23 protein-coding genes are annotated in these 23716 nt (G+C 53.7%); 15 read left to right on the top strand and 8 right to left on the bottom strand.

All coding sequences use genetic code 11. The annotated features are described in order from the left end of the window. Positions 1-28: 28 nt before the first annotated feature. From bamA to RAC65_RS10470, 13 genes are all read left to right on the top strand, one after another. A complete protein-coding gene (gene bamA, locus RAC65_RS10530; protein WP_033740313.1) occupies positions 29-2440 on the top strand; it encodes an outer membrane protein assembly factor BamA in 2412 nt (803 codons plus the stop codon). Between the two features lie 51 nt (positions 2441-2491). Beyond that, positions 2492-3037: an OmpH family outer membrane protein gene (locus tag RAC65_RS10525; RefSeq protein WP_191091151.1), complete on the top strand. Its 546-nt coding sequence runs from the start codon at positions 2492-2494 to the stop codon at positions 3035-3037. Positions 3038-3040: 3 nt separating this feature from the next. Beyond that, positions 3041-4066, top strand: coding sequence for a UDP-3-O-(3-hydroxymyristoyl)glucosamine N-acyltransferase (lpxD, locus tag RAC65_RS10520; protein WP_033740314.1), 1026 nt, complete (start codon positions 3041-3043; stop codon positions 4064-4066). A 151-nt stretch (positions 4067-4217) separates the two neighbouring features. Then, positions 4218-4673, top strand: coding sequence for a 3-hydroxyacyl-ACP dehydratase FabZ (gene fabZ / locus RAC65_RS10515; RefSeq protein ID WP_006117769.1), 456 nt, complete (start codon positions 4218-4220; stop codon positions 4671-4673). A 3-nt stretch (positions 4674-4676) separates the two neighbouring features. Continuing rightward, a complete protein-coding gene (gene lpxA, locus RAC65_RS10510; RefSeq protein ID WP_006117770.1) occupies positions 4677-5465 on the top strand; it encodes an acyl-ACP--UDP-N-acetylglucosamine O-acyltransferase in 789 nt (262 codons plus the stop codon). A 3-nt stretch (positions 5466-5468) separates the two neighbouring features. After that, positions 5469-6617 carry a lipid-A-disaccharide synthase gene (gene lpxB / locus RAC65_RS10505; RefSeq protein WP_058702031.1) on the top strand — a complete coding sequence of 383 codons (1149 nt, stop codon included), beginning with the start codon at positions 5469-5471 and terminating at the stop codon, positions 6615-6617. Further along, positions 6610-7236, top strand: coding sequence for a ribonuclease HII (rnhB, locus tag RAC65_RS10500; protein ID WP_375096674.1), 627 nt, complete (start codon positions 6610-6612; stop codon positions 7234-7236). The genes lpxB and rnhB overlap by 8 nt, the downstream gene beginning before the upstream one ends. Positions 7237-7264: 28 nt before the next feature. Continuing rightward, complete coding sequence (dnaE, locus tag RAC65_RS10495) at positions 7265-10747, top strand: DNA polymerase III subunit alpha (protein ID WP_033740316.1); 3483 nt, start codon at positions 7265-7267, stop codon at positions 10745-10747. A 12-nt stretch (positions 10748-10759) separates the two neighbouring features. After that, positions 10760-11716 (top strand): acetyl-CoA carboxylase carboxyl transferase subunit alpha, encoded by a 957-nt coding sequence (gene accA / locus RAC65_RS10490; RefSeq protein WP_033740317.1) that lies wholly within the window; start codon positions 10760-10762, stop codon positions 11714-11716. A gap of 121 nt (positions 11717-11837) precedes the next feature. After that, positions 11838-13994, top strand: coding sequence for a lysine decarboxylase LdcC (locus RAC65_RS10485; protein ID WP_054634462.1), 2157 nt, complete (start codon positions 11838-11840; stop codon positions 13992-13994). 20 nt (positions 13995-14014) lie between these two features. After that, positions 14015-14404: a VOC family protein gene (locus tag RAC65_RS10480; protein ID WP_033740319.1), complete on the top strand. Its 390-nt coding sequence runs from the start codon at positions 14015-14017 to the stop codon at positions 14402-14404. A 47-nt stretch (positions 14405-14451) separates the two neighbouring features. Next, on the top strand, positions 14452-15759 hold the full coding sequence (gene tilS / locus RAC65_RS10475) for a tRNA lysidine(34) synthetase TilS (protein WP_058702029.1): 1308 nt from the start codon (positions 14452-14454) through the stop codon (positions 15757-15759). Further along, entirely contained in the window at positions 15756-16064 is a 309-nt protein-coding gene (locus tag RAC65_RS10470) for a cytochrome c (protein ID WP_033740321.1), read from the top strand. The genes tilS and RAC65_RS10470 overlap by 4 nt, the downstream gene beginning before the upstream one ends. Positions 16065-16104: 40 nt before the next feature. Here the strand turns inward: RAC65_RS10470 and rof are convergent, their stop codons facing one another. Then, on the bottom strand, positions 16105-16365 hold the full coding sequence (gene rof / locus RAC65_RS10465) for a Rho-binding antiterminator (protein ID WP_033740322.1): 261 nt from the start codon (positions 16363-16365) through the stop codon (positions 16105-16107). After that, positions 16352-16552: a YaeP family protein gene (locus RAC65_RS10460; protein ID WP_033740323.1), complete on the bottom strand. Its 201-nt coding sequence runs from the start codon at positions 16550-16552 to the stop codon at positions 16352-16354. Before RAC65_RS10460 ends, rof begins: the two co-directional genes overlap by 14 nt. A 217-nt stretch (positions 16553-16769) precedes the next feature. Between RAC65_RS10460 and arfB the strand changes: the two genes are divergently transcribed. Next, positions 16770-17180: an alternative ribosome rescue aminoacyl-tRNA hydrolase ArfB gene (gene arfB, locus RAC65_RS10455; protein ID WP_058702028.1), complete on the top strand. Its 411-nt coding sequence runs from the start codon at positions 16770-16772 to the stop codon at positions 17178-17180. Positions 17181-17270: 90 nt separating this feature from the next. Here arfB and proS read toward each other — a convergent pair whose 3' ends face one another. The 6 genes from proS to metN all read right to left on the bottom strand — a co-directional run bounded on the left by proS (position 17271) and on the right by metN (position 22827). Beyond that, positions 17271-18989, bottom strand: a complete 1719-nt coding sequence (gene proS, locus RAC65_RS10450; protein ID WP_033740325.1) for a proline--tRNA ligase — start codon at positions 18987-18989, stop codon at positions 17271-17273. Between the two features lie 89 nt (positions 18990-19078). Beyond that, positions 19079-19783 carry a tRNA (N6-threonylcarbamoyladenosine(37)-N6)-methyltransferase TrmO gene (gene tsaA, locus RAC65_RS10445; protein WP_033740326.1) on the bottom strand — a complete coding sequence of 235 codons (705 nt, stop codon included), beginning with the start codon at positions 19781-19783 and terminating at the stop codon, positions 19079-19081. Next, positions 19780-20178, bottom strand: coding sequence for an Rcs stress response system protein RcsF (gene rcsF / locus RAC65_RS10440; RefSeq protein WP_006117786.1), 399 nt, complete (start codon positions 20176-20178; stop codon positions 19780-19782). The genes tsaA and rcsF overlap by 4 nt, the downstream gene beginning before the upstream one ends. A gap of 126 nt (positions 20179-20304) precedes the next feature. Beyond that, complete coding sequence (locus RAC65_RS10435) at positions 20305-21120, bottom strand: MetQ/NlpA family lipoprotein (protein WP_033740328.1); 816 nt, start codon at positions 21118-21120, stop codon at positions 20305-20307. Positions 21121-21149: 29 nt separating this feature from the next. Then, entirely contained in the window at positions 21150-21803 is a 654-nt protein-coding gene (locus RAC65_RS10430; RefSeq protein ID WP_006117788.1) for a methionine ABC transporter permease MetI, read from the bottom strand. Beyond that, positions 21796-22827, bottom strand: a complete 1032-nt coding sequence (gene metN, locus RAC65_RS10425; protein ID WP_033740329.1) for a methionine ABC transporter ATP-binding protein MetN — start codon at positions 22825-22827, stop codon at positions 21796-21798. The genes RAC65_RS10430 and metN overlap by 8 nt, the downstream gene beginning before the upstream one ends. Before the next feature lie 188 nt (positions 22828-23015). Here metN and gmhB point away from each other — a divergent pair, with 188 nt between their 5' ends. Continuing rightward, positions 23016-23576 carry a D-glycero-beta-D-manno-heptose 1,7-bisphosphate 7-phosphatase gene (gene gmhB / locus RAC65_RS10420; RefSeq protein WP_058702025.1) on the top strand — a complete coding sequence of 187 codons (561 nt, stop codon included), beginning with the start codon at positions 23016-23018 and terminating at the stop codon, positions 23574-23576. The last annotated feature ends 140 nt before the right edge of the window (positions 23577-23716 follow it).

Genomic DNA, 23716 nt, shown 5'->3' with positions numbered 1-23716 from the left:
GGATGTGTTAGGAAAACGCATAATAACGATGGCGATGAAAAAGTTGCTCATAGCGTCGCTGCTGTTTAGCAGCGCCACCGTTTACGGTGCAGACGATTTCGTGGTGAAGGACATTCATTTCGAAGGGCTGCAGCGAGTCGCCGTCGGCGCGGCTCTGCTGAGCATGCCAGTTCGGGTTGGCGATACGGTGAATGACGATGACGTCAGAAATACCATTCGCTCCCTGTTCGCGACTGGCAACTTTGAGGATGTTCAGGTCCTGCGAGATGGTAATACGCTGATTGTTCAGGTTAAAGAACGTCCTACCATCGCCAGCATTACCTTCAGCGGTAACAAAGCGGTTAAGGACGATCAGCTCAAACAGAACCTTGAAGCCTCAGGTGTGCGCGTCGGCGAAGCGCTGGACCGCACCACAATCTCTTCAATCGAGAAGGGACTGGAAGACTTCTACTACAGCGTGGGTAAATATACCGCCAGCGTAAAAGCCGTTGTCACACCGCTGCCGCGTAACCGCGTCGATCTGAAACTGGTCTTTACCGAAGGTGTTTCTGCCAAAATTCAGCAGATCAACATTGTAGGTAATAAAGCCTTCAGTTCAGACGAACTCATTTCCCGTTTCCAGCTGCGTGACGAAGTGCCGTGGTGGAACGTGGTGGCTGACCGTAAATACCAGAAACAGAAACTGGCGGGTGACCTTGAAACCCTGCGCAGCTTCTATCTGGATCGCGGTTATGCCCGTTTCAATATTGATTCGACGCAGGTGAGCCTGACGCCGGATAAGAAAGGCATCTACATCACCGTTAACATCACCGAAGGCGATCAGTACAAGATTGCCGGCGTTATTGTTAACGGCAGCATGGCCGGCCATTCGGCGGAAATCGAACACCTGACCAAAATCCCGGCGGGCGAGCTGTATAACGGCGCAAAAGTCACGTCGATGGAAGATGATATCAAGAAGCTGTTAGGCCGCTACGGTTATGCCTATCCGCGCGTCGTGACGCAGCCTGAAATTAACGATGCCGATAAAACCGTTAAGTTGCATATCAACGTGGATGCGGGCAACCGCTACTACGTGCGTAAAGTGCGCTTTGAAGGTAACGACACCTCGAAAGATGCCGTACTGCGTCGCGAAATGCGCCAGATGGAAGGTGCCTGGCTGGGCAGCGATCTGGTCGATCAGGGTAAAGAGCGCCTGAATCGTACAGGTTACTTCGAAACCGTTGACGTGGATACGCAGCGTGTACCGGGCTCACCGGATCAGGTTGACGTGGTTTACAAAGTTAAAGAGCGTAACACCGGTACCTTTAACTTCGGCGTCGGCTACGGTACGGAAAGTGGCGTCAGCTTCCAGGTCGGCGTGACCCAGGATAACTGGCTGGGTACCGGGAATACCGTCGGTATCAGCGGAACCAAAAACGACTACCAGACCTATGCAGAGTTCTCCCTGACCGATCCTTACTTTACCGTTGATGGTGTGAGTCTGGGCGGCCGGGTGTTCTACAACAACTTTAAGGCCAGCGACGCCGATCTCTCCGGCTATACCAACAGAAGTTACGGTACAGACGGGACATTGGGCTTCCCAATCAATGAGAACAACTCGCTGCGCGTCGGTCTGGGTTATGTACACAACGACCTGTCGGATATGCGTCCTCAGGTTGCGATGTGGCGCTATCTGGACTCGGTTGGTAAGCCACAGCAGTTAAACCGCAATGGCGATTTCTCGGCTGACGACTTCACCTTTAACTATGGCTGGACGTATAACACGCTGGACCGCGGTTTCTTCGCGACTTCGGGTAACCGTACCAACCTGAACGGTAAGGTGACGATCCCGGGTTCCGATAATGAGTTCTACAAAGTCACCCTGGACAGCCAACAGTATGTGCCGATCAATAAAGATCACACCTGGGTTGTGCTGGGCCGTGGCCGTGTCGGCTATGGTGACGGGCTGGGCGGTAAAGAGATGCCGTTCTATGAGAACTTCTACGCCGGTGGTTCCAGTACCGTGCGTGGCTTCCAGTCCAACACCATCGGTCCGAAAGCGGCCTACCTGAATGATGGCTCATCGTACTGTAACCTGAGCGATCCTAACGGTATCTGTAAATCGAGTGATGCGGTGGGCGGTAACGCGATGGCAATTGCCAGCCTTGAGCTGATTACGCCCACGCCGTTCCTGAGTGAGAAATATTCGAACTCGGTGCGTACGTCGCTGTTTGTCGACGCCGGTACCGTCTGGGATACCAAATGGCAGAACACCGCTGAAACGCGCGCTGCTGGTATTCCTGACTACAGCGATCCAAACAACATTCGCGTCTCGACCGGTGTGTCTTTACAGTGGATGTCACCGCTGGGGCCGTTAGTGTTCTCCTACGCCCAGCCGGTTAAGAAAGTGGACGGAGATAAGTCAGAGCAGTTCCAGTTTAACATTGGTAAAACCTGGTAACGTTCTGTACAGGGATGTGAAAAAAATAGCTTGCAGCTGTGGAGCATTGTTATGCTCCGCACTGCAAACATACATGTTGAGGGTAAGGAGTTTATAGTGAAAAAGTTGTTATGTGCAGTTACTCTGGGTGTTGCATTGGCTGCTTCTGCTGGCGCACAGGCGGCCGATAAAGTCGCAACTGTTGATCTGAGCCAGGTTTTCCAGAAATCACCTCAGCGCGCTGCTATCTCCAAACAGCTTGAGAGTGAGTTCCAGGGCCGCGCCACTGAACTCCGTTCTCAGCACGACAAAATTCAGCAGGAAATGCAGGATCTGCAGCGCAATGCGCCAACCATGAAGGCGAGCGAGCGCAACAAGAAAGAGAAGCAGATCGAATCTGAGCGTAATGCCTTCCAGGCGAAAGCAGACGCGTTTGAGAAAGACAACCAGACCCGTCAGGTTCAGGAACGTAACAAGCTGCTGGAAAAAATCCAGACTGCCGTTCAGTCAGTTGCCAAAAGCGGCGGATATGACCTGGTCCTGAATTCTCAGGCTGTGCTTTATTCTGGTTCTGATGTGAAAGACATCACTGATGAAGTTGCGAAGCAGGTTAAATAATCGATGTCATCAATTCGACTGGCTGATTTAGCCCAGCAGTTGGATGCAGAATTGCACGGAGATGGCGATATCGCCATCTCCGGCATTGCTTCTATGCAATCCGCCACAACTGGTCAAATCACATTTCTTGCCAACAGCCGCTACCGCGAGCAGCTCGCGCTGGTCCAGGCATCAGCCGTGGTGCTGACGGAAGCGGATCTGGAATGGTGTAAAACCGCCGCGCTGGTGGTGAAAAATCCTTATCTCACCTATGCGAGAATGGCGCAGCTGCTCGACACTACGCCACAGCCCGCGCAGGATATTGCGCCAAGTGCTGTGATTGATCCCAGCGCGAGACTCGGTGCCAATGTCTCTGTCGGGGCCAATGCGGTTATTGAATCTGACGTTGAGCTCGGTGATAACGTTGTCATTGGCGCAGGCTGTTTTGTGGGTAAAAAAACCCGTATCGGCAGCGGTACGCGTTTGTGGGCTAACGTCTCGGTTTACCATGAAGTAGTCATTGGTCAGCATTGCCTGATTCAGTCCGGCACCGTCATCGGTTCTGATGGCTTCGGCTACGCGAACGATCGGGGTAACTGGGTGAAAATACCGCAGTTGGGCTCGGTGATTATTGGCGATCGGGTAGAAATTGGTGCCTGTACGACCATTGATCGTGGCGCGCTGGATAACACTCTGATCGGCAATGGTGTTATCATAGATAACCAATGTCAGATTGCCCACAACGTAGTGATTGGCGACAATACTGCGGTTGCTGGCGGTGTGATCATGGCGGGTAGTTTAAAAATTGGTCGTTATTGTATGATTGGCGGTGCCAGCGTCATCAACGGCCATATGGAAATCTGTGACAAAGTAACCGTAACCGGTATGGGCATGGTTATGCGTCCGATAACAGAACCTGGTGTATACTCCTCAGGAATTCCATTACAGCCCAACAAAACCTGGCGCAAAACTGCAGCGTTGGTGATGAATATCGACGACATGAGCAAACGCTTAAAAGCAATCGAGCGCAAAGTCGGCAAAGACGACTAAACGCCATCCCATGACTGACCGGCTTTCATAATAACAGTGTAAGCAGGGAAGCCAGGCGCCACGGAAACTATTTGCGGCCTGCCAACGATCATGATGATCGGTGCAGGCCGTGTTATTGATGTCATCAGATTTTTAGGACAGGAAGAGTATTTTGACTACTGAAACTCATACTCTGCAAATTGAAGAGATTTTAGAGCTGCTGCCGCACCGTTATCCGTTTCTGCTGGTAGACCGCGTGCTGGATTTTGAAGAAAACAAATATCTGCGCGCGGTAAAGAACGTCTCCTTTAACGAACCGTTTTTCCAGGGGCATTTCCCTGGTAAACCGATTTTTCCCGGCGTTCTGATTCTGGAAGCGATGGCGCAGGCCACCGGTATTCTGGCATTCAAAAGCGTGGGGAAACTGGAGCCAGGCGAGCTCTATTATTTTGCAGGCATTGATAATGCCCGTTTCAAGCGTCCGGTCGTACCGGGCGATCAAATGATTATGGAAGTGACTTTCGAGAAAACCCGCCGTGGTCTGACGCGCTTTAACGGCGTAGCGACCGTGGACGGTAAAATCGTTTGTGAAGCGACCATGATGTGTGCCCGTAGCCGGGAGGCATAATTCGTGATTGATCCAACCGCCAACATCCATCCCAGTTCTGTCATTGAAGACGGGGCCATCATCGGCCCTGGCGTTCATATCGGCCCGTTCTGCTTTATCGGGGCGAATGTTGAAATTGGTGAAGGAACCGTACTCAAGTCACACGTTGTGGTGAATGGCCATACACGTATCGGTAAAGACAATCAGATCTATCAGTTCGCCTCCATTGGTGAAGTGAATCAGGATTTAAAATACGCGGGCGAACCTACCCGGGTTGAGATTGGCGATCGTAACCGAATCCGTGAAAGCGTCACCATTCATCGCGGCACGACGCAGGGCACGAATGTCACGGTTGTCGGCAGCGACAACCTGCTGATGGTTAACGTCCACATCGCCCATGACTGTGTGATCGGCAACCGCTGCATCATGGCCAACAACGCCACGCTGGGCGGCCATGTCACGGTGGATGATTTCGCCATCATTGGCGGTATGACCGCTGTGCACCAGTGGTGCACCATTGGCGCGCATGTGATGGTTGGCGGGTGTTCAGGCGTTGCTCAGGATGTGCCGCCCTATGTTATTGCACAGGGGAATCACGCGACGCCATTCGGAATCAATATTGAAGGCCTGAAACGTCGCGGCTTCAGCAAAGAGTCACTGCACGCGATTCGTAATGCCTATAAGTTGCTTTACCGCAGCGGCAGAACGCTGGATGAGGTTAAGCCAGAAATCGAAGCGATTGCTCAGCAACACAGTGAAGTGCAGCCTTTCTATGACTTTTTTGCCCGTTCAACTCGTGGATTAATTCGCTAATTCATGTCAGCGCGTCCCCTTACGATAGCCGTCGTCGCCGGAGAAACCTCTGGCGACATCCTTGGTGCAGGCCTGATTCGTGCCTTAAAAGCGCGTCATCCTGATGCCCGGTTTGTTGGCGTCGCAGGCCCATTGATGCAGGCCGAAGGCTGTGAAGCCTGGTACGAAATGGAAGAACTGGCGGTGATGGGCATTGTGGAAGTGCTGGGACGATTGCGCCGCTTGCTGGCTATTCGTCGCGATCTGACACAGCGCTTTATCTCGCTGAAACCCGATGTGTTTGTCGGTATTGACGCACCGGATTTCAATATCACGCTGGAAGGTAATCTTAAGCGCGCAGGCATTCGCACGATTCATTACGTCAGTCCCTCTGTCTGGGCCTGGCGGCAAAAACGGGTGTTCAAAATCGGTCGCAACACCGATCTGGTGCTGGCATTTCTGCCGTTTGAAAAAGCCTTTTACGATCGTTTCGGTGTCCCGTGCCGTTTTATCGGCCACACCATGGCGGATGCTATGCCGCTACAGCCCGACAAAGCCGCCGCCCGTCGCCATCTGGGCATTGACGACAATGCCCAGTGTCTGGCGTTATTGCCCGGCAGTCGCGGTGCCGAAGTTGACATGCTGAGTGCTGACTTTCTTAAAACGGCGCAGATACTTCGTAAGCGCTATCCGGCGCTGGAAATTGTGGTACCGCTGGTTAACCCGAAGCGCCGCGAGCAGTTTGAGCAAATCAAAGCGCAGGTTGCGCCGGAGCTGCCCGTGCATCTGCTGGACGGGCAGGGCCGTGAAGCGATGGTGGCCAGTGATGCTGCGCTGCTGGCGTCCGGCACCGCGGCGCTTGAATGCATGCTGGCGAAATGCCCCATGGTCGTGGGCTACCGAATGAAGCCGTTTACCTTCTGGCTGGCAAAACGACTGGTCAAAACTGACTACGTTTCGTTGCCTAACCTGCTGGCCGGGCGAGAGCTGGTCAAAGAACTGCTGCAGGATGAGTGCCAACCTGAAGCGCTGGCTGCGGCGCTGGATCCGCTGTTACATGCCAGTCATGAACGCGAAACGTTATTGCAGACCTTCTACGAACTGCACCAGCAGATTCGCTGGAATGCGGACGAACAAGCCGCAAATGCGGTACTGGAGCTCGCCAATGGCTGATTTTATCTATCCCAACGCCCGACTGATTGCCGGTGTGGATGAAGTGGGGCGCGGCCCGCTGGTTGGTGCGGTGGTGACTGCGGCGGTAATTCTCGATCCGGCGAAACCCATTCCGGGCCTGGCCGATTCGAAAAAGCTCTCAGAGAAACGTCGCCTGGCGCTGTTTGATCAGATTAAAGAGCATGCGCTGGCCTGGAGTCTTGGCCGTGCCGAACCGGAAGAGATCGACAGCCTGAATATTCTGCATGCCACGATGCTGGCGATGCAGCGCGCGGTGGCCGGCCTGGCGATCACGCCTGATTATGTGCTGATTGACGGCAATCGCTGTCCGGTCTTGCCTGTACCATCACTGGCCGTAGTAAAAGGCGACAGCCTGGTTGCTGAAATCAGTGCGGCCTCGATCATCGCCAAAGTCACGCGCGATCGTGAAATGGCAGAGCTGGATTTGTTGTTTCAGCAGTATGGTTTTGCGCAACATAAAGGTTATCCTACGGCGTTACATATGGAAAAGTTAACGCAGTATGGCGCAACACCACATCACCGCCGCAGCTTTGCGCCGGTGCGTAATGCGCTCATCGATGCCGAAGTGCTGGCGAGCAGCGCCTCCACGCTGCGCTAATCCGCCCCTGTTTTAACCGGAAACTGATATGGCCGAACCCCGTTTTATACATCTGCATGTTCACAGCGACTATTCCATGATCGACGGCCTGGCGAAAACCGGCCCGCTGATTAAGAAAGCGGCTGCGTTAGGCATGCCAGCCATGGCGATTACCGACTTCACCAACCTGTGTGGTCTGGTGAAATTTTACGGTGGTGCGCATGGGGCGGGGATCAAACCGATTATCGGGGCGGATTTTAACGTTGCCAGTGAGCTGATGGGGGATGAACTGACCCAGATTACGGTGCTGGCGGCCAACAACACCGGCTATCAAAACCTCACGTTACTCATTTCCCGCGCGTATCAACGCGGTTACGGTGTGGCCGGTCCGATAATCGATCGTGACTGGCTGGCTGAATTACAGGAAGGTCTGATCCTGCTGTCAGGTGGCCGTCGTGGAGATGTGGGGCGCAGTCTGCTGCGCGGTAACAGCGCACTGGTTTCAGAGTGCCTTGCGTTTTATCAGCAACATTTTGCCGATCGCTATTACCTGGAACTGGTACGTACCGGACGACCCGACGAAGAAACCTATCTGCACGCCGCCGTTGAGCTGGCGATTGCCGAAGGCATCCCGGTTGTGGCCACGAACGAGGTCTGCTTCCTGAATGAAGAGGACTTTGATGCGCATGAAATTCGCGTCGCCATTCATGATGGTTATACGCTGGACGATCCTAAACGGCCCCGTAATTACAGTCCTCAGCAATATATGCGCAGCGAAGACGAGATGTGCGAGTTGTTCGCAGACATCCCTGAAGCGCTCGAAAACAGCGTAGAGATTGCTAAGCGTTGTAACGTCACCGTCAGACTGGGTGAGTACTTTCTGCCGCAGTTCCCGACGGGCGACATGACCACCGAGGATTTCCTGGTAATGAAATCCCGTGAGGGGCTGGAAGAACGTCTGGCGATGCTGTTCCCGGATGAAGCCGTGCGGGCGGAAAAACGGCCGGAATACGATGAACGTCTGGACGTTGAACTGAACGTAATCAACCAGATGGGATTCCCCGGCTACTTCCTGATCGTAATGGAGTTTATACAGTGGTCGAAAGATAACGGCGTACCGGTAGGGCCGGGACGCGGTTCGGGGGCCGGTTCGCTGGTGGCCTATGCGCTCAAAATTACCGATCTCGATCCCCTTGAGTTCGACCTGCTGTTCGAACGTTTTCTTAACCCTGAACGCGTTTCCATGCCCGATTTCGACGTCGATTTCTGTATGGAAAAACGTGACCAGGTGATTGAACACGTGGCCGATATGTACGGCCGCGAAGCGGTATCCCAGATTATTACCTTCGGTACGATGGCGGCCAAGGCGGTCATTCGTGACGTGGGTCGCGTGCTGGGCCATCCCTATGGTTTTGTCGATCGTATTTCAAAACTGGTGCCGCCCGATCCGGGCATGACGCTGGACAAAGCCTTTGCCGCGGAACCGCAGCTGCCTGAAATTTATGAGGCGGATGAAGAGGTTAAAGCGCTTATCGATATGGCGCGGAAGCTGGAAGGGGTAACCCGAAACGCCGGTAAACATGCGGGTGGCGTGGTGATCGCGCCAACCAAGATCACCGATTTTGCACCGCTGTATTGTGATGAAAACGGTCAGTATCCGGTAACCCAGTTCGATAAAAATGATGTGGAATATGCGGGCCTGGTGAAGTTTGACTTCCTGGGGTTGCGAACGCTCACCATCATTGACTGGGCGCTGAAAATGATTAACCCGCGCCGCGAAAAGCAGGGCTTACCGCCGATCGATATCGCAACCATTCCGCTTGAAGACAAAAAGAGCTTCGACATGCTGCAGCGCGCGGAAACCACCGCGGTTTTCCAGCTTGAATCGCGCGGCATGAAAGATCTGATTAAGCGCCTGAAGCCTGACTGTTTTGAAGATATGATCGCGCTTGTGGCCCTGTTCCGTCCGGGGCCCTTACAGTCGGGCATGGTTGATAACTTCATTGACCGTAAGCACGGTCGGGAAGCCATTTCTTACCCGGATATTCAGTGGCAACACGAAAGCCTGAAGCCGGTACTGGAGCCGACCTACGGTATTATCCTCTACCAGGAACAGGTCATGCAGATTGCCCAGGTCCTGTCCGGCTACACGCTGGGCGGGGCGGACATGCTGCGTCGCGCCATGGGTAAGAAGAAGCCTGAAGAGATGGCCAAACAGCGCTCTGTTTTTAAAGAGGGCGCGGAGAAGATGGGCATCGATGGCGAACTGTCGATGAAAATCTTCGATCTGGTGGAGAAATTCGCGGGTTATGGCTTCAACAAGTCGCACTCCGCCGCTTACGCGCTGGTGTCTTATCAGACCTTATGGCTGAAAGCGCACTATCCAGCGGAATTCATGGCGGCTGTGATGACGGCGGATATGGACAACACAGAAAAAGTGGTGGGTCTGGTAGATGAATGCTGGCGCATGGGCCTGAAAGTCCTGCCGCCGGACATTAACTCAGGTCTGTATCAGTTCCACGTTAATGATGAGGGCGAGATCGTTTACGGTATCGGCGCCATCAAAGGTGTGGGTGAAGGGCCGATCGAGGCGATCATCGATGCGCGTAACGAAGGCGGTTACTTCCGCGAACTGTTCGATCTCTGCGCGCGAACGGATACCAAAAAGATCAATCGCCGCGTGATGGAAAAGTTGATCATGTCCGGCGCCTTTGATCGTCTGGGCCCACATCGTGCCGCCCTGATGAGCGCACTGAACGATGCGCTGAAAGCGGCAGATCAGCATGCTAAAGCGGAAGCGATCGGTCAGGCCGACATGTTTGGCGTGCTGGCCGATGAGCCTGAACAGGTCGAACAGTCTTACGCCAGCGTCACGCCATGGCCGGAACAGGTGCAACTGGACGGTGAACGGGAAACCCTGGGTTTGTATCTGACCGGCCACCCGATTAACCAGTATCTGAAAGAAATTGAGCGTTACGTGGGTGGGATGCGTTTGAAAGATATGCATCCGACCGATCGTGGTAAGATTACCGTCGCGGCAGGCCTGGTGATTGCTGCGCGTGTAATGGTGACCAAACGCGGCAACCGAATTGGTATTTGTACACTGGACGACCGCTCTGGCCGTCTTGAAGTCATGTTATTTACCGATGCGTTAGATAAATACCAGCAACTGCTGGAGAAAGACCGTATCCTGATCGTCAGCGGACAGGTCAGCTTTGATGACTTTAGTGGTGGCCTTAAAATGACCGCCCGTGAAGTCATGGACATAGATGAAGCGCGTGAAAAATACGCGCGCGGACTTGCTATCTCGCTGACAGACAGGCAAATTGATGACCAGCTATTAAACCGACTCCGTCAGTCCCTTGAGCCTCATCGTTCAGGGACAATTCCGGTGCATCTCTACTATCAGAGAGCCGACGCGCGAGCGAAGCTACGCTTTGGTGCAGCGTGGCGAATATCGCCCAGCGATCGTTTACTCAACGATTTGCGGTCGTTAATTGGATCGGAGCAGGTAGAACTGGAGTTTGACTAAAACAGGAACATTATGAGTCTTAATTACCTGGATTTTGAACAGCCAATCGCAGAACTGGAAGCAAAAATTGATTCGCTTACCTCGATTGGTCGTCAGGACGATAAACACGTCAATCTCGACGAAGAAGTTAAGCGTCTGCGCGAGAAAAGCGTTGAGCTGACACGTAAAATCTTCGCCGATTTGGGCGCATGGCAAATCGCCCAACTGGCGCGACATCCATTACGTCCTTATACCTTTGATTATGTGCGCAATGCGTTTGACGATTTCGATGAGCTTGCGGGTGACCGCGCTTATGCGGATGACAAAGCGATTGTCGGCGGGATTGCCCGCCTCGACGGCCGTCCTGTGATGATCATCGGTCACCAGAAAGGGCGCGAAACCAAAGAGAAGATTCGCCGTAATTTTGGTATGCCGGCACCGGAAGGCTATCGCAAAGCGTTGCGCCTGATGGAAATGGCCGAACGCTTTAAAATGCCTATCATCACCTTTATCGACACGCCGGGTGCGTATCCGGGCGTGGGCGCGGAAGAGCGAGGTCAGTCTGAAGCTATCGCACGCAACCTGCGCGAAATGTCAGGCCTGAAAGTACCGGTCATCTGTACCGTTATCGGTGAGGGCGGTTCGGGTGGCGCACTGGCTATCGGCGTGGGCGACAAAGTGAACATGCTGCAGTACAGCACCTATTCGGTCATTTCACCGGAAGGCTGTGCCTCTATTCTGTGGAAAAGCGCCGATAAAGCGCCGCTGGCCGCAGAAGCGATGGGCATTACCGCGCCGCGTCTGAAAGAGCTTAAGCTGATTGATTCGGTCATCCCTGAGCCACTGGGCGGCGCGCATCGCCATCCGGTAGAAATGGCGCAGACGCTAAAACAGCAACTGCTGGCCGATCTGGCTGACCTGGAAGGGTTAAGCACCGAAGAATTATTAGATCGCCGTTATCAGCGTCTGATGAGTTATGGCTACGCCTGATTCAGTGCTGTGACGTAAAAGCGGACTCCGGTCCGCTTTTTTTATGCCACGAATCTGACTGCGGTTTCGTGGCGTAATTCGCTATGCTTACTCAATGCCTCAACAATCAGGGAGATGTGCATTGAATATTCTGGCGATCATGGGCGCGCATGGCGTGTTTTACAAAGATGAACCGTTACGCGAGTTGGATGTAGCACTGAGTCAGCAAGGTTTTCAGCTCATACGGCCTAAAAACACAGACGATCTTCTCAAACTGATTGAACACAATCCCCGTATCAGCGGTGTGATTTTTGACTGGGATGAGCACAACAGCCCTGAGCTGTGCGGTGAAATTAATCAGCTCAATGAATACCTGCCCCTGTATGCCTTTATTAATACCCACTCGCAAATGGATATCAGCATCAATGAGATGCGGCTACCGCTGCATTTTTTTGAGTACGCGCTGAATGCGGCCGACGATATCGCCTTGCACATCCGCCAGTACACGGATGATTACCTCGACCACATTACACCACCGTTAACCAAAGCGTTGTTCACCTATGTGAAAGAGGGAAAGTACACGTTCTGCACTCCGGGCCATATGGCCGGGACGGCCTTCCAGAAAAGCCCGGTGGGCTGTTTGTTCTATGACTTCTTTGGCGCGAATACGCTTAAGTCGGATATTTCGATTTCGGTGACTGAGCTGGGCTCGCTGCTGGATCATACCGGACCACATCTTGAGGCCGAAGAGTACATCGCCCGCACGTTCGGTGCGGAACAGAGCTATATGGTGACTAACGGCACCTCGACTTCGAACAAGATCGTGGGCATGTATGCCGCGCCGGCAGGCAGCACGATTCTGGTTGACCGCAACTGCCACAAGTCGCTTACCCACTTGCTGATGATGAGCGATCTGATCCCTGTCTGGCTAAAACCCACACGCAATGCCTTAGGCATTCTGGGCGGCATTCCGCAAAAAGAATTTACCCGTGCCAGCATTGAACAGAAAGTGGCTGCCACGCCGCGCGCCAGCTGGCCCGTTCATGCAGTAATTACTAACTCGACCTACGACGGTTTGCTTTATAACACGCAGTACATCAAGCAAACGCTCGACGTCCCCTCGATTCACTTTGATTCGGCCTGGGTGCCTTACACCAATTTTCACCCTATCTATGAGGGGAAAAGCGGCATGAGCGGTGAGCGGATACCGGGCAAGGTGATTTATGAAACTCAGTCCACGCATAAACTGCTGGCTGCCTTTTCGCAGGCCTCATTAATTCACATCAAAGGCGAGTACGACGAACAAACCTTTAATGAAGCCTACATGATGCACACCACCACATCGCCCAATTACGCGATTGTTTCCTCTATTGAAACAGCCGCCGCCATGCTGCGGGGGAATCCGGGGAAAAGGCTCATCAATCGGTCAGTCGAGCGCGCGTTACATTTTCGTCGTGAAATACAGCGGTTGCGCGAAGAGTCGGACAGCTGGTTCTTTGATATCTGGCAACCAGAGCATGTGGATGAAGCGCAGTGCTGGCCGATCCAGCCGGGAGACGAAGCGTGGCATGGATTCACCCAGGCCGATCGCGATCATATGTATCTCGATCCGATCAAAGTCACCATCCTTACACCGGGCATGAGCGAGTTAGGAGAAATGGCCGAAGAGGGGATCCCCGCTGCGCTGGTGGCGAAATTCCTTGATGAGCGTGGGATTGTGGTGGAAAAGACCGGTCCGTATAACCTGTTGTTCTTGTTCAGTATTGGCATCGACAAGACCAAGGCGATGAGCGTGCTGCGTGGATTAACCGAATTTAAGCGCGCCTACGACCTGAATCTGCGCGTAAAAAACATGCTGCCGGATCTGTATGCGGAAGATCCCGACTTTTACCGCACGATGCGCATCCAGACGCTGGCGCAGGGGATTCATCGCCTGATTCAGCAACATGACCTGCCGCGTCTGATGCTGAAAGCCTTTGATGTCTTACCTGAGATGAAAATGACGCCGCATCAGGCGTTCCAGCAGCAGGTGAAAGGCAATATTGAGACCGTAAACATAAATGAGCTGGTGGGCCGTATCTCTGCCAACATGATATTGCCTTATCCTCCCGGTGTACCGCTGGTGATGCCTGGCGAAATGATCACAGAACAAAGCCGCGCCGTGCTCGACTTCCTGCTCATGCTGTGTAGCATTGGGCGCCACTATCCTGGCTTTGAGACAGATATTCACGGCGCGACGCTAACCGATGAAGGTGAATATCGGGTACGTGTGCTGAAACAGAGCGGGGAACAGGAATGAAGGACCAACAGGGAGCAAACATGCTACAGCTAACGCACATTCACCATATCGCCATCATTGCGTCAGATTATCATCGCAGTAAAGCCTTTTACTGCGACATACTGGGATTTGAACTGCAAAGTGAGCACTACCGCGAAGCGCGCGATTCGTGGAAAGGCGATCTGGCGTTAAACGGTCAGTACACCATTGAGCTGTTTTCCTTTCCACACCCGCCCGCCCGGGTCAGTCAGCCGGAAGCCTGTGGCCTTCGCCATCTGGCTTTCAGCGTGCCGGACGTGGAAGCCGCGGTGCGCTATCTGGACACGCAGGGCGTGACATGTGAACCCATTCGCATTGACGCGCTTACCGGGAAACCCTGTACCTTTTTTGCTGACCCGGATGGTTTGCCGCTTGAATTGTATCAGGCGTAAACTGGCGGCTTTATGGCTCGTCCCACTGCCTGAGTTATGGAATTATCATGTCTGATTTTGACGCACTGCTGAATGAAAACGACGCGCTGGTAGTGGCGTTTAGCGGTGGCCTGGATTCTACCGTCCTGCTGCATAAGCTGCGGGACTGGCAACAGCACCATCCGGCCTCGCGGTTGCGTGCGCTGCATGTCCATCATGGCCTCAGTGCTAATGCCGACCACTGGGCGGCGCATTGCCAGACCCTGTGCGCAACATGGCAGATCCCCTGCGAGATCCTGCGCGTGCAGGTAACCGATCAGGGCGATGGCATTGAAGCGGCGGCGCGGCAGGCGCGTTATCGGGCATTGCACCAGGCGCTCCATGCGGATGAGAAACTCCTTACCGCACAGCACCTGGACGACCAGTGTGAAACCGTCCTGCTGGCCCTGAAACGCGGCAGTGGCCCGGCCGGTCTGGCGGCCATGCCGGTGGCGGGCTCTCTGGGTAAAAACCCTCTGGTTCGCCCGCTGTTAAGCTGTTCCCGGCAGTCATTAGAGCTGTATGCCCAAACGCATCAGTTGCAATGGGTTGAAGATGAGAGCAATCAGGATGTGCGTTACGACCGCAATTTTCTTCGTCAGCAACTCTTACCGGCCGTCGTGGCACGCTGGCCCCATTTCGCCAGTGCGACGGCGCGCAGTGCGGCACTCTGTGCTGAGCAGGAGCAACTGCTGGATGAGTTGCTGGCGGAACAACTCGCTGCGCTGATTCAGCCGGACGGTAGCCTGTGTTTCTCCGCGTTACTGACCATGAGTGAAGTGCGCAGTAATGCTTTGCTGCGTCGCTGGCTGGCCGGACAGGGCGCGCAAATGCCCTCGCGCGATGCGTTGCGCCGCATTCGTCAGGAAGTGATGCTGAGTCGTGAAGATGCCCAGCCACGGCTACGGTTAGGCCACAGCGAAATTCGCCGTTATCGCCAGCGGCTTTATATTTTGCCGATCAGAGACTCGTTACGCGACTGCGAAATCGCCTGGAAGAATCTCAACCAGACATTGCCCCTGCCGCAGCATATCGGCACGCTGCAGCCCGATTATACAATGCCTTCACTACGACGACCGACGCCGGAGGAACAGGTATTTGTGCGTTTTCACGCGACAGGGTACGTGCATATTGTGGATCGCGCGGGCGGGCGCGAGATGAAGAAAATCTGGCAGGCGTTGAATATCCCGTCATGGCAGCGGGAACGTATTCCGCTCATTTATTATAATCAAACGCTTATTTGTGCGCCCGGCCTGTTCGTGACCCGTGAAGGCGCAGCAGGGGAGGCACAGGGCTGGCAGATTCACTGGCACAAACCTACAGGAGTATCGTTGTGAGGCAATGGATAGTGGCATTAACGTTTTTTACGTTGTTTCCGGCTTGTGCTGCAGGCGATATTCACGCGGGCGAACAGCGTTCGGCGGCCTGTACGGCGTGCCATGGTCCGAAAGGCATTGCGACGGTTCCCCTTTATCCCAGCCTGGCGGGCCAAAACGCCGCTTATCTCGCGCACGCGCTACAGGCCTATAAGAAGGGAGAGCGCAACGGTGGTCAGGCAGAGGTGATGAAAGCGTTTGTTGCGGGGCTCAGCGATGAGGAGATAACAGATTTAGCGGCGTACTACAGTTCGTTAAAGCCCTGATGAGATGGGCGGGAATGCATCCCGCCCGACGGGAAGTGAATTACTCTTCGCTGACCACGACGGTGCCGAGTTCAGGATGGCTAAAACTGGCAATATGATCGAGACGTAACTCGCGCGTTTCACCGGACAGTTCAATGGCCAGATACTCCACGTTTTTACGTGAAAGGATGTCCCTGGCCTTTGCCTTTAGCTGCTCGCCATCTTTTAACGCCAGCGACAGCATCCAGTTTTTTTGGCAGGCGAGTTCCAGATTATCGTAGTCATCGCAATTGATGGGTTTATAAGCTTCATTCATCAACATAGTCGCTCACCAATAAGTTTGCGGCGGCATAAGCCGCCTGTTCCCTGAGAGAAGAGTTTAGCGCAGCATTCGCGGCAATAGCATCAAGCGCGTTAAGCGCGCAGCCGATGGCATCGGGAATATAGCCCAGATCTCCGCTGCCAATTTCGGCATATTTTTGGCGAACTAACTCACAATATTTTTGCACGGGCACCTCCTCAGCAGAGCATAAATACTCTGGTTGATTTGCGACTATATCACAGGCATTTCAAGAAAATCAGCCAGGCGAAAGCAGGAACAGCGAGCAAATCACTGCTAAAGTAGCGGACTACGCCGTATCAGACGTTTCAGGATAAAGCACGAAAGGTTAAGTTGATGAACAGGTCAGAGCGAAAAAACGGGAACCGGACAAAGGCGGGTGGACGATGATTGCGCTGTCACGGAATGTCGAGCTGCCAGACAATGAAATTGAACTGACGGCCATTCGGGCGCAGGGGGCAGGGGGCCAGCACGTCAACAAAACCAGCACCGCTATTCATCTGCGTTTTGATATCGCCGTGTCTTCCCTGCCGCCGTTTTATAAAGAGCGGTTGCTCAGTGCCAGCCATCATTTAATTACCGGCGACGGGACGATTATCATCAAGGCGCAGGAATACCGCAGCCAGGAGATGAACCGCGAAGCGGCGCTGCAACGGCTGGTGAATTTGATTCAGGAGCTCACGAAGGTAGAGAAAGTCCGGCGCTCAACACGACCGACACGCGCGTCGAAAGCGCGCAGGCTGGAAGGGAAATCACGGCGCAGCCAGACCAAAGCATTGCGCGGTAAAGTTCTGTAAGACGTGGCCAGAGAATTACCTGTGGTCGTCAGGAGAACGGAGTCGACCATGCGTAAAAAAAACGCCCCATGAAGGGGCGTTATGGCAGGCTTACTTGTTCAGTGCCTTGAGCAGGAAATCGACAATCTCATCCTGCTTAATCATCTGCTTTTCACCGGCACGACGGGCTTTGTATTCGATCTCCTGGTTATCAAGATTGCGATCGCCAATCACGATGGTGTGCGGGACGCCAATCAGTTCCATATCGGCGAACATAACGCCTGGACGTTCTTTACGGTCATCCAGAATCACCTCGACGCCTTTCGCGCGCAGCGTGTTATACAGTTCTTCCGCTAACTCTTTTACGCGGAATGATTTCTGCATGTTCATTGGCAGAATCGCTACATCGAACGGGGCCAGTGCCGCAGGCCAGATGATACCGCGATCGTCATGGTTCTGCTCGATCGCCGCCGCCACTACACGGGTAATACCGATGCCGTAGCACCCCATCGTCATGACCTGATTACGACCATCTTCACCCTGAACGGCCGCTTTCATCGCTTCGGAGTATTTGGTGCCCAACTGGAAAATATGGCCTACTTCGATACCACGTTTGATCTGCAATGTGCCTTTGCCGTCCGGGCTCAGATCGCCTTCTACCACATTACGGATATCGGCAACCTCGGCCATGGGCAGATCGCGTTCCCAGTTAATGCCAACGTAGTGTTTACCGTCCACATTTGCACCGGCGCAGAAATCACTCATCTTCGCCACGGTACGGTCTGCGATAATCGGCATCGTCAACCCGACCGGCCCCAGCGAACCAAAGCCAGCACCCACCACGGCACGAATCTCTTCTTCGGTCGCGAAAACCAGCGGTGACGCAACCAGCGGCGATTTTTCAGCCTTAATTTCGTTCAGTTCGTGATCGCCGCGGACCAGGAAGGCAACCAGAGCATGACCGCTTCCCTCTGCACCCTTGACCATCAGCGTCTTCACGGTTTTCTCAATCGGCATCTGGAACTGATTCACCAGATCGGCGATGGTTTTGGCATTCGGTGTATCGATCTGACGCATCGTTTCCTGAGGCGCAGGGCGTTCGCCCGCCGGTGCCACGGCTTCGGCCAGTTCAATGTTCGCCGCATAGTCAGAGTCGGTTGAGAAGATCACATCATCTTCGCCGCTCTGTGCCAGCACCTGGAACTCATGTGAGGCACTGCCACCAATCGAGCCGGTGTCCGCCTGCACGGCACGGAAATCCAGACCCATACGGCTGAAGATCTGACTATAAGCGCGGTACATCGCGTCATAGGTTTCCTGCAATGATTCCTGCGTGGTATGGAAGGAGTAGGCGTCTTTCATGATGAACTCGCGCGAACGCATCACGCCAAAACGTGGGCGCACTTCATCACGGAATTTGGTCTGAATTTGATACAGATTCAGCGGCAGCTGTTTATAAGAGCTCAGCTCATTACGAATCAGATCGGTAATCACTTCTTCATGCGTTGGGCCGAGCACAAACGGACGTTCATGACGATCGGCAACACGCAGTAATTCTGGACCGTACTGCTCCCAGCGGCCGCTCTCCTGCCACAGGTCTGCGGGTTGGACCACAGGCATTGAAATCTCAATGGCACCGGCGTTGTTCATTTCTTCGCGAACGATGTTTTCGACTTTTTTTAATACGCGCAGTCCGGTTGGCAGCCAGGTATATAACCCTGAGGCCAGTTTACGGATCATGCCAGCACGCAGCATCAGCTGGTGGCTGATCACTTCCGCGTCAGACGGTGTCTCTTTCTGAGTAGAGAGCAGATATTGAGTAGTACGCATTGATTACAATTCCAGTTGATCGGAAATTCACGGACAAAAATAGGCTGGCGGCTAGTGTACCAGTGAGATCACCGGCTAAAAAGCGGGTTTTAACGCGGATCGATGGCCACGACTTCCGTGCCTGCGTGATCAACGCGCCAGCGCACAGTAAACTCAAGCAGCGAGGCGGCATAAATGCGATCCTTTTCCTCACCTTTACGGTAAGCGGGGCGCGGATCCTGCGCAAGAACCTCACGGATAAAGCGGGCAAGATAGGGATAGCGCGCATACTGCTGCAACTGCTGCCCGGCCAGCGGCGAAAACCGCACAGGCATGCTGCTTTCCGGCGCGGACTGCGCAAAACCCGCTCTCGCCTCAGGCAGGGCTTCGGCGAAGGGCAGATAGGGCTTGATATCGACCACCGGCGTGCCGTCCACCAGATCCAGACTGCCCAGCTCCAGAATGACCTGTTGCTTCGCGCAACGGATGCCTTTGAGCTCAATCAGCGACATCCCAATCGGATTAGGGCGAAAGGTCGATCGCGTAGCAAAAACGCCCATGCGCGCGTTACCGCCCAGGCGGGGCGGGCGAACGGTCGGACGCCAGCCGCCTTCCAGGGTCTGATGAAAAACAAACAGCACCCAGAGATGGCTGAAGTCTTCCAGGCCGCGCACGGCCTCTGCCTGATTATAAGGCGGCAAAAGATGCAGTTCGCCGCCGCCGTCCTGAACCAGACCAGGCTGACGCGGGACAGCGAACTTCTCTTTCCACGGCGAACGGATTACGCCGATCTGCGCAAAGGCAAAATCACTCATTGACTGGTGACTTTCAGCGCCGAACCCTGGCAGACAGCCTGACGGTAGCAGCCCGGGGTGCTGCTCACGATTTCACATTTGTGAAGCAGTACCGCATTAGCTTTCATCTGCGCGGCTTTAATCTGCATACGTTTACGCGCGGTAGCGATGTTGGGCGGTGAACTCTGATTGCTCATCTGGCAATCCTCTGCGGAGACTTCACCCAGATCGCGGAAGGGCTTGCTCACCAGATCGGCAGCATCGGTGTACACCTTAACGGGGGCGGGACGATACGTTGGCTTACGTGTCGGTTCGCTGGATTGCTGCGGATGAGAAGGTGCGCTGCTTATTGGGTGGTATTCCCGAACACACCCTGTCAGCATCAATGCTAACAAGCAGAGCGGTAAAAAACGCATAGCAACATCCTCAAGTGTCAAAAAGTGGCGTTATTGAAACAAGGACACGGATAAATAACAAGTCAGCAAATGGCAATAACAGAAAGGGCGGCTAAAAGCCGCCCTGAGGGAAGAGATCAGACGACCTTACCAGCCTTTAACGGCACCACCGTTAAACACTTTATTGGCCGCGTCAGCCACTTCGTCAGACTGATAAGCCTGCACGAATTTCTTCACATTTTCCGCGTCTTTGTTGTCTTCACGCGCCACAATCAGGTTCACGTAAGGGGAGTCTTTATCTTCCACAAAGATGCCATCTTTCGCCGGCGTCAGGCCAATCTGGCTGGCGTAAGTGGTGTTGATCACGGCCAGGGCGATTTGCTGATCGTCCAGTGAACGTGGCAGCTGTGGCGCTTCCAGCTCAACAATCTTCAGGTGTTTTGGATTCTCAACGATATCCAGCGAGGTTGGCAGCAGGCCCACACCGTCTTTCAGCTTGATCAGGCCCACTTTCTGCAGCAGCAGCAGCGAACGGCCCAGGTTGGTTGGGTCGTTAGGAATGGCAACCTGTGCGCCATCCTGCAGTTGATCCAGCGATTTGATTTTTTTCGAATAGCCTGCAATCGGATAAACAAAAGAGTTACCTACAGAAACCAGCTTGTAACCGCGATCTTTGATCTGTTGATCCAGATACGGTTTGTGCTGGAACGCATTCACATCGATATCGCCTTTGCTCAGTGCTTCGTTCGGCAGCACATAGTCATTAAAGGTCACCAGCTCAACATCCAGACCGTACTTATCTTTCGCCACTTTGGCCGCCGCTTCGGCAACCTGCTGTTCAGCGCCGACGATCACGCCCACTTTGATATGGTTGGGATCTTTGGCTTTTTGATCGCATCCTGCCAGCGCAATCGCGCCAATTAATGCACCCACAGCGGCAATGTTTTTAAATTTGAAAGACATATCCTTTCCTTAATAGTGATATTGCTTGCTTATTTATGGGACACAGCACGCACGATGCGGTCGCCACAGAATTGTATGAGATACACCAAAACGACTAATAACACTAATACCGTATTCATCACCGTCGCGTTATATCCGATATAACCATACTGGTAGCCAATTTGTCCGAGGCCGCCCGCGCCTACTGCGCCGCCCATCGCCGAGTAACCTACCAGGGTAATCAACGTAATGGTGGCCGCGTTAACAAGACCGGGCAGGGCTTCAGGCAGCAGGACTTTGCGCACGATTTGCATCGGCGTGGCACCCATCGCGCGTGATGCTTCAATTAACCCGGTCGGGAGTTCCAGCAGGGCATTTTCAACCATGCGGGCAATAAACGGTGCCGCACCGACAGTCAGGGGCACGATGGCCGCCTGTAAGCCAATAGAGGTTCCAACGATGACGCGGGTAAACGGAATCATCCACACAAGGAGGATAATGAAAGGGATCGAGCGGAAAATGTTAACCAGGGCGGACAGCACACGGTACAGCCCTTTGTTTTCAAGAATCTGTCCCGGACGAGTGACATACAGCAGTACGCCGACCGGTAAACCCAGAACGAAGCCGAAAAAGCCAGAGACAAAGGTCATCATCAACGTTTCCCAGACGCCGCGCCCCAGCAGCGCAATCATCGCTTCAGACATAACCTAATACCTCGACTTTGACATGATGTTCCTGCAGCCACTGAATGGCGGCTTGTGTATCGCTTTCGCTACCGTGAATTTCCGCCAGCATGATGCCAAACTTCACACCGCCGGCGTAATCCATCTGCGCACTGATAATGTTGTTATTGATATTGAAACGCCGCGCTGCTTCAGACAGCAATGGAGCATCGACGGACTGGCCGGTAAATTCCATACGCAGTAATGGCATGCTGTCAGGGCCCGCTTCGGGCGACAGGCGCTGCTGGTAGTCGTCTGGAATATCCAGATGCAGGGTTGACTGGATGAACTGTTGCGCCAGCGGGGTTTTGGGGTGCGAGAAGACTTCACTTACGCTGTCTTTCTCGATCAGCTCACCCTGGCTGATGACCGCAACCTGATCGCAGATGCGTTTCACCACATCCATCTCATGGGTAATTAACAGAATAGTCAGGCCCAGACGGCGGTTAATATCTTTCAGTAATTCCAGAATTGAGCGCGTGGTCGCTGGATCTAATGCGCTGGTGGCTTCATCACACAGCAGAACTTTCGGGTTACTGGCCAGAGCGCGGGCAATGGCAACACGCTGTTTTTGCCCGCCGGAGAGATTGGCAGGCCAGGCATCGTGCTTATCCGCCAGGCCGACCAGCTCCAGGAGCTCAGAGACGCGCTTTTTAATTTCATCACGAGAAAGGCTACCCAACTCTAATGGCAGCGCAACATTGCCGGCGACGGTGCGGGAGTTCATCAGGTTGAAGTGCTGAAAAATCATACCAATCTGACGGCGGGCCTGCGTCAGCTGTCGTTCGCTCAGCGCCGTTAAATCCGCGCCATCAACCAACACGCGGCCTGAAGAAGGGCGTTCGAGCAGATTCACGCAACGAATCAGCGTACTTTTTCCGGCACCGGATGCGCCGATGACGCCATAGATCTGTCCGGCCGGGACATGCAGGCTGACGTTAGATAACGCCTTTATCGTTCGCGAACCTTGCTGGAACACTTTGGTTATATTTTCTAATTTAATCATTACGTTATTTATTGCCGTCTTGCATTATCCGTGGTCTGGTGTGCTGCCATAAAGGACAGCATGCATAAGCTGGATGGATGTTAAGGCATCCAGACGTCTAAATCAATCGAAGTCATGTAAACGGGCATTCTCCCTTTTATGACAATCGTGCGATACTGAGCGGCAATTTTTATAGCAGGAGTTTCTACGTGGCGAATAAAGTCCCGGCCATTTTTCTCGATCGCGATGGCACCCTCAATGTTGATCACGGCTATGTCCACGAAATCGATCATTTTCAGTTTATCGATGGTGTAATTGAAGCGTTGCAGCAACTCAAAAAGATGGGCTTTGCGCTGGTTGTCGTGACAAACCAGTCTGGCATCGCACGTGGCACGTTTAGTGAAGATCAGTTTATGCAGCTTACCGAGTGGATGGACTGGTCGCTGGCCGATCGCGATGTCGACCTTGATGGGATCTATTTCTGTCCACATCACCCGGATGCAACGGTAGAAGCGTATCGCCAGCAGTGCGACTGCCGTAAACCGCAACCCGGCATGCTGCTGGCGGCGCAAGAAGAGCTGCATATCGATATGGCTGCGTCTTATATGGTAGGGGATAAGCTGGAAGATATGCAGGCCGCCCAGGCCGCCGGTGTCGGTAAGAAAGTGTTAGTGCGCAGTGGTAAGCCGGTTACGCCGGAAGGCGAGGCATTGGCTGACTGGGTAATAGAGAGTCTTGCGGCGCTCCCTTCCCGTATTAAAAAGGGTTAAAACAGCGCTTTTGTGCAAATTTCAGACGAACAGCAAAAAAGTTTAAATTTGCACTTGCGCTCTGCGAAAGCTTCCCTATAATGCGCCTCCACTGACACGGCACAACGGCTTACGTAACGCGGTGTTCAGCAGAGAACTCT

The organism is Pantoea sp. BS_8 (assembly GCF_041954965.1).
Taxonomy (GTDB): Bacteria; Pseudomonadota; Gammaproteobacteria; order Enterobacterales; family Enterobacteriaceae; genus Pantoea; species Pantoea stewartii.
This window is presented reverse-complemented; position numbering and strand designations above follow the sequence as displayed.

Bases quoted from the DNA above. Each gene is read 5' to 3' on its own strand.
- rcsF (WP_006117786.1), bottom strand. From the start codon at position 20,178: ATGCGTTTTTTACCGCTCTGCTTGTTAGCATTGATGCTGACAGGGTGT.
- bamA (WP_033740313.1), top strand. From the start codon at position 29: ATGGCGATGAAAAAGTTGCTCATAGCGTCGCTGCTGTTTAGCAGCGCC.
- lpxD (WP_033740314.1), top strand. From the start codon at position 3,041: ATGTCATCAATTCGACTGGCTGATTTAGCCCAGCAGTTGGATGCAGAA.
- metN (WP_033740329.1), bottom strand. From the start codon at position 22,827: ATGATTAAATTAGAAAATATAACCAAAGTGTTCCAGCAAGGTTCGCGA.
- rof (WP_033740322.1), bottom strand. From the start codon at position 16,365: ATGTTGATGAATGAAGCTTATAAACCCATCAATTGCGATGACTACGAT.
- accA (WP_033740317.1), top strand. From the start codon at position 10,760: ATGAGTCTTAATTACCTGGATTTTGAACAGCCAATCGCAGAACTGGAA.
- RAC65_RS10480 (WP_033740319.1), top strand. From the start codon at position 14,015: ATGCTACAGCTAACGCACATTCACCATATCGCCATCATTGCGTCAGAT.
- proS (WP_033740325.1), bottom strand. From the start codon at position 18,989: ATGCGTACTACTCAATATCTGCTCTCTACTCAGAAAGAGACACCGTCT.
- dnaE (WP_033740316.1), top strand. From the start codon at position 7,265: ATGGCCGAACCCCGTTTTATACATCTGCATGTTCACAGCGACTATTCC.
- rnhB (WP_375096674.1), top strand. From the start codon at position 6,610: ATGGCTGATTTTATCTATCCCAACGCCCGACTGATTGCCGGTGTGGAT.
- RAC65_RS10525 (WP_191091151.1), top strand. From the start codon at position 2,492: ATGCTCCGCACTGCAAACATACATGTTGAGGGTAAGGAGTTTATAGTG.
- RAC65_RS10435 (WP_033740328.1), bottom strand. From the start codon at position 21,120: ATGTCTTTCAAATTTAAAAACATTGCCGCTGTGGGTGCATTAATTGGC.
- tilS (WP_058702029.1), top strand. From the start codon at position 14,452: ATGTCTGATTTTGACGCACTGCTGAATGAAAACGACGCGCTGGTAGTG.
- RAC65_RS10430 (WP_006117788.1), bottom strand. From the start codon at position 21,803: ATGTCTGAAGCGATGATTGCGCTGCTGGGGCGCGGCGTCTGGGAAACG.
- lpxB (WP_058702031.1), top strand. From the start codon at position 5,469: ATGTCAGCGCGTCCCCTTACGATAGCCGTCGTCGCCGGAGAAACCTCT.
- arfB (WP_058702028.1), top strand. From the start codon at position 16,770: ATGATTGCGCTGTCACGGAATGTCGAGCTGCCAGACAATGAAATTGAA.
- tsaA (WP_033740326.1), bottom strand. From the start codon at position 19,783: ATGAGTGATTTTGCCTTTGCGCAGATCGGCGTAATCCGTTCGCCGTGG.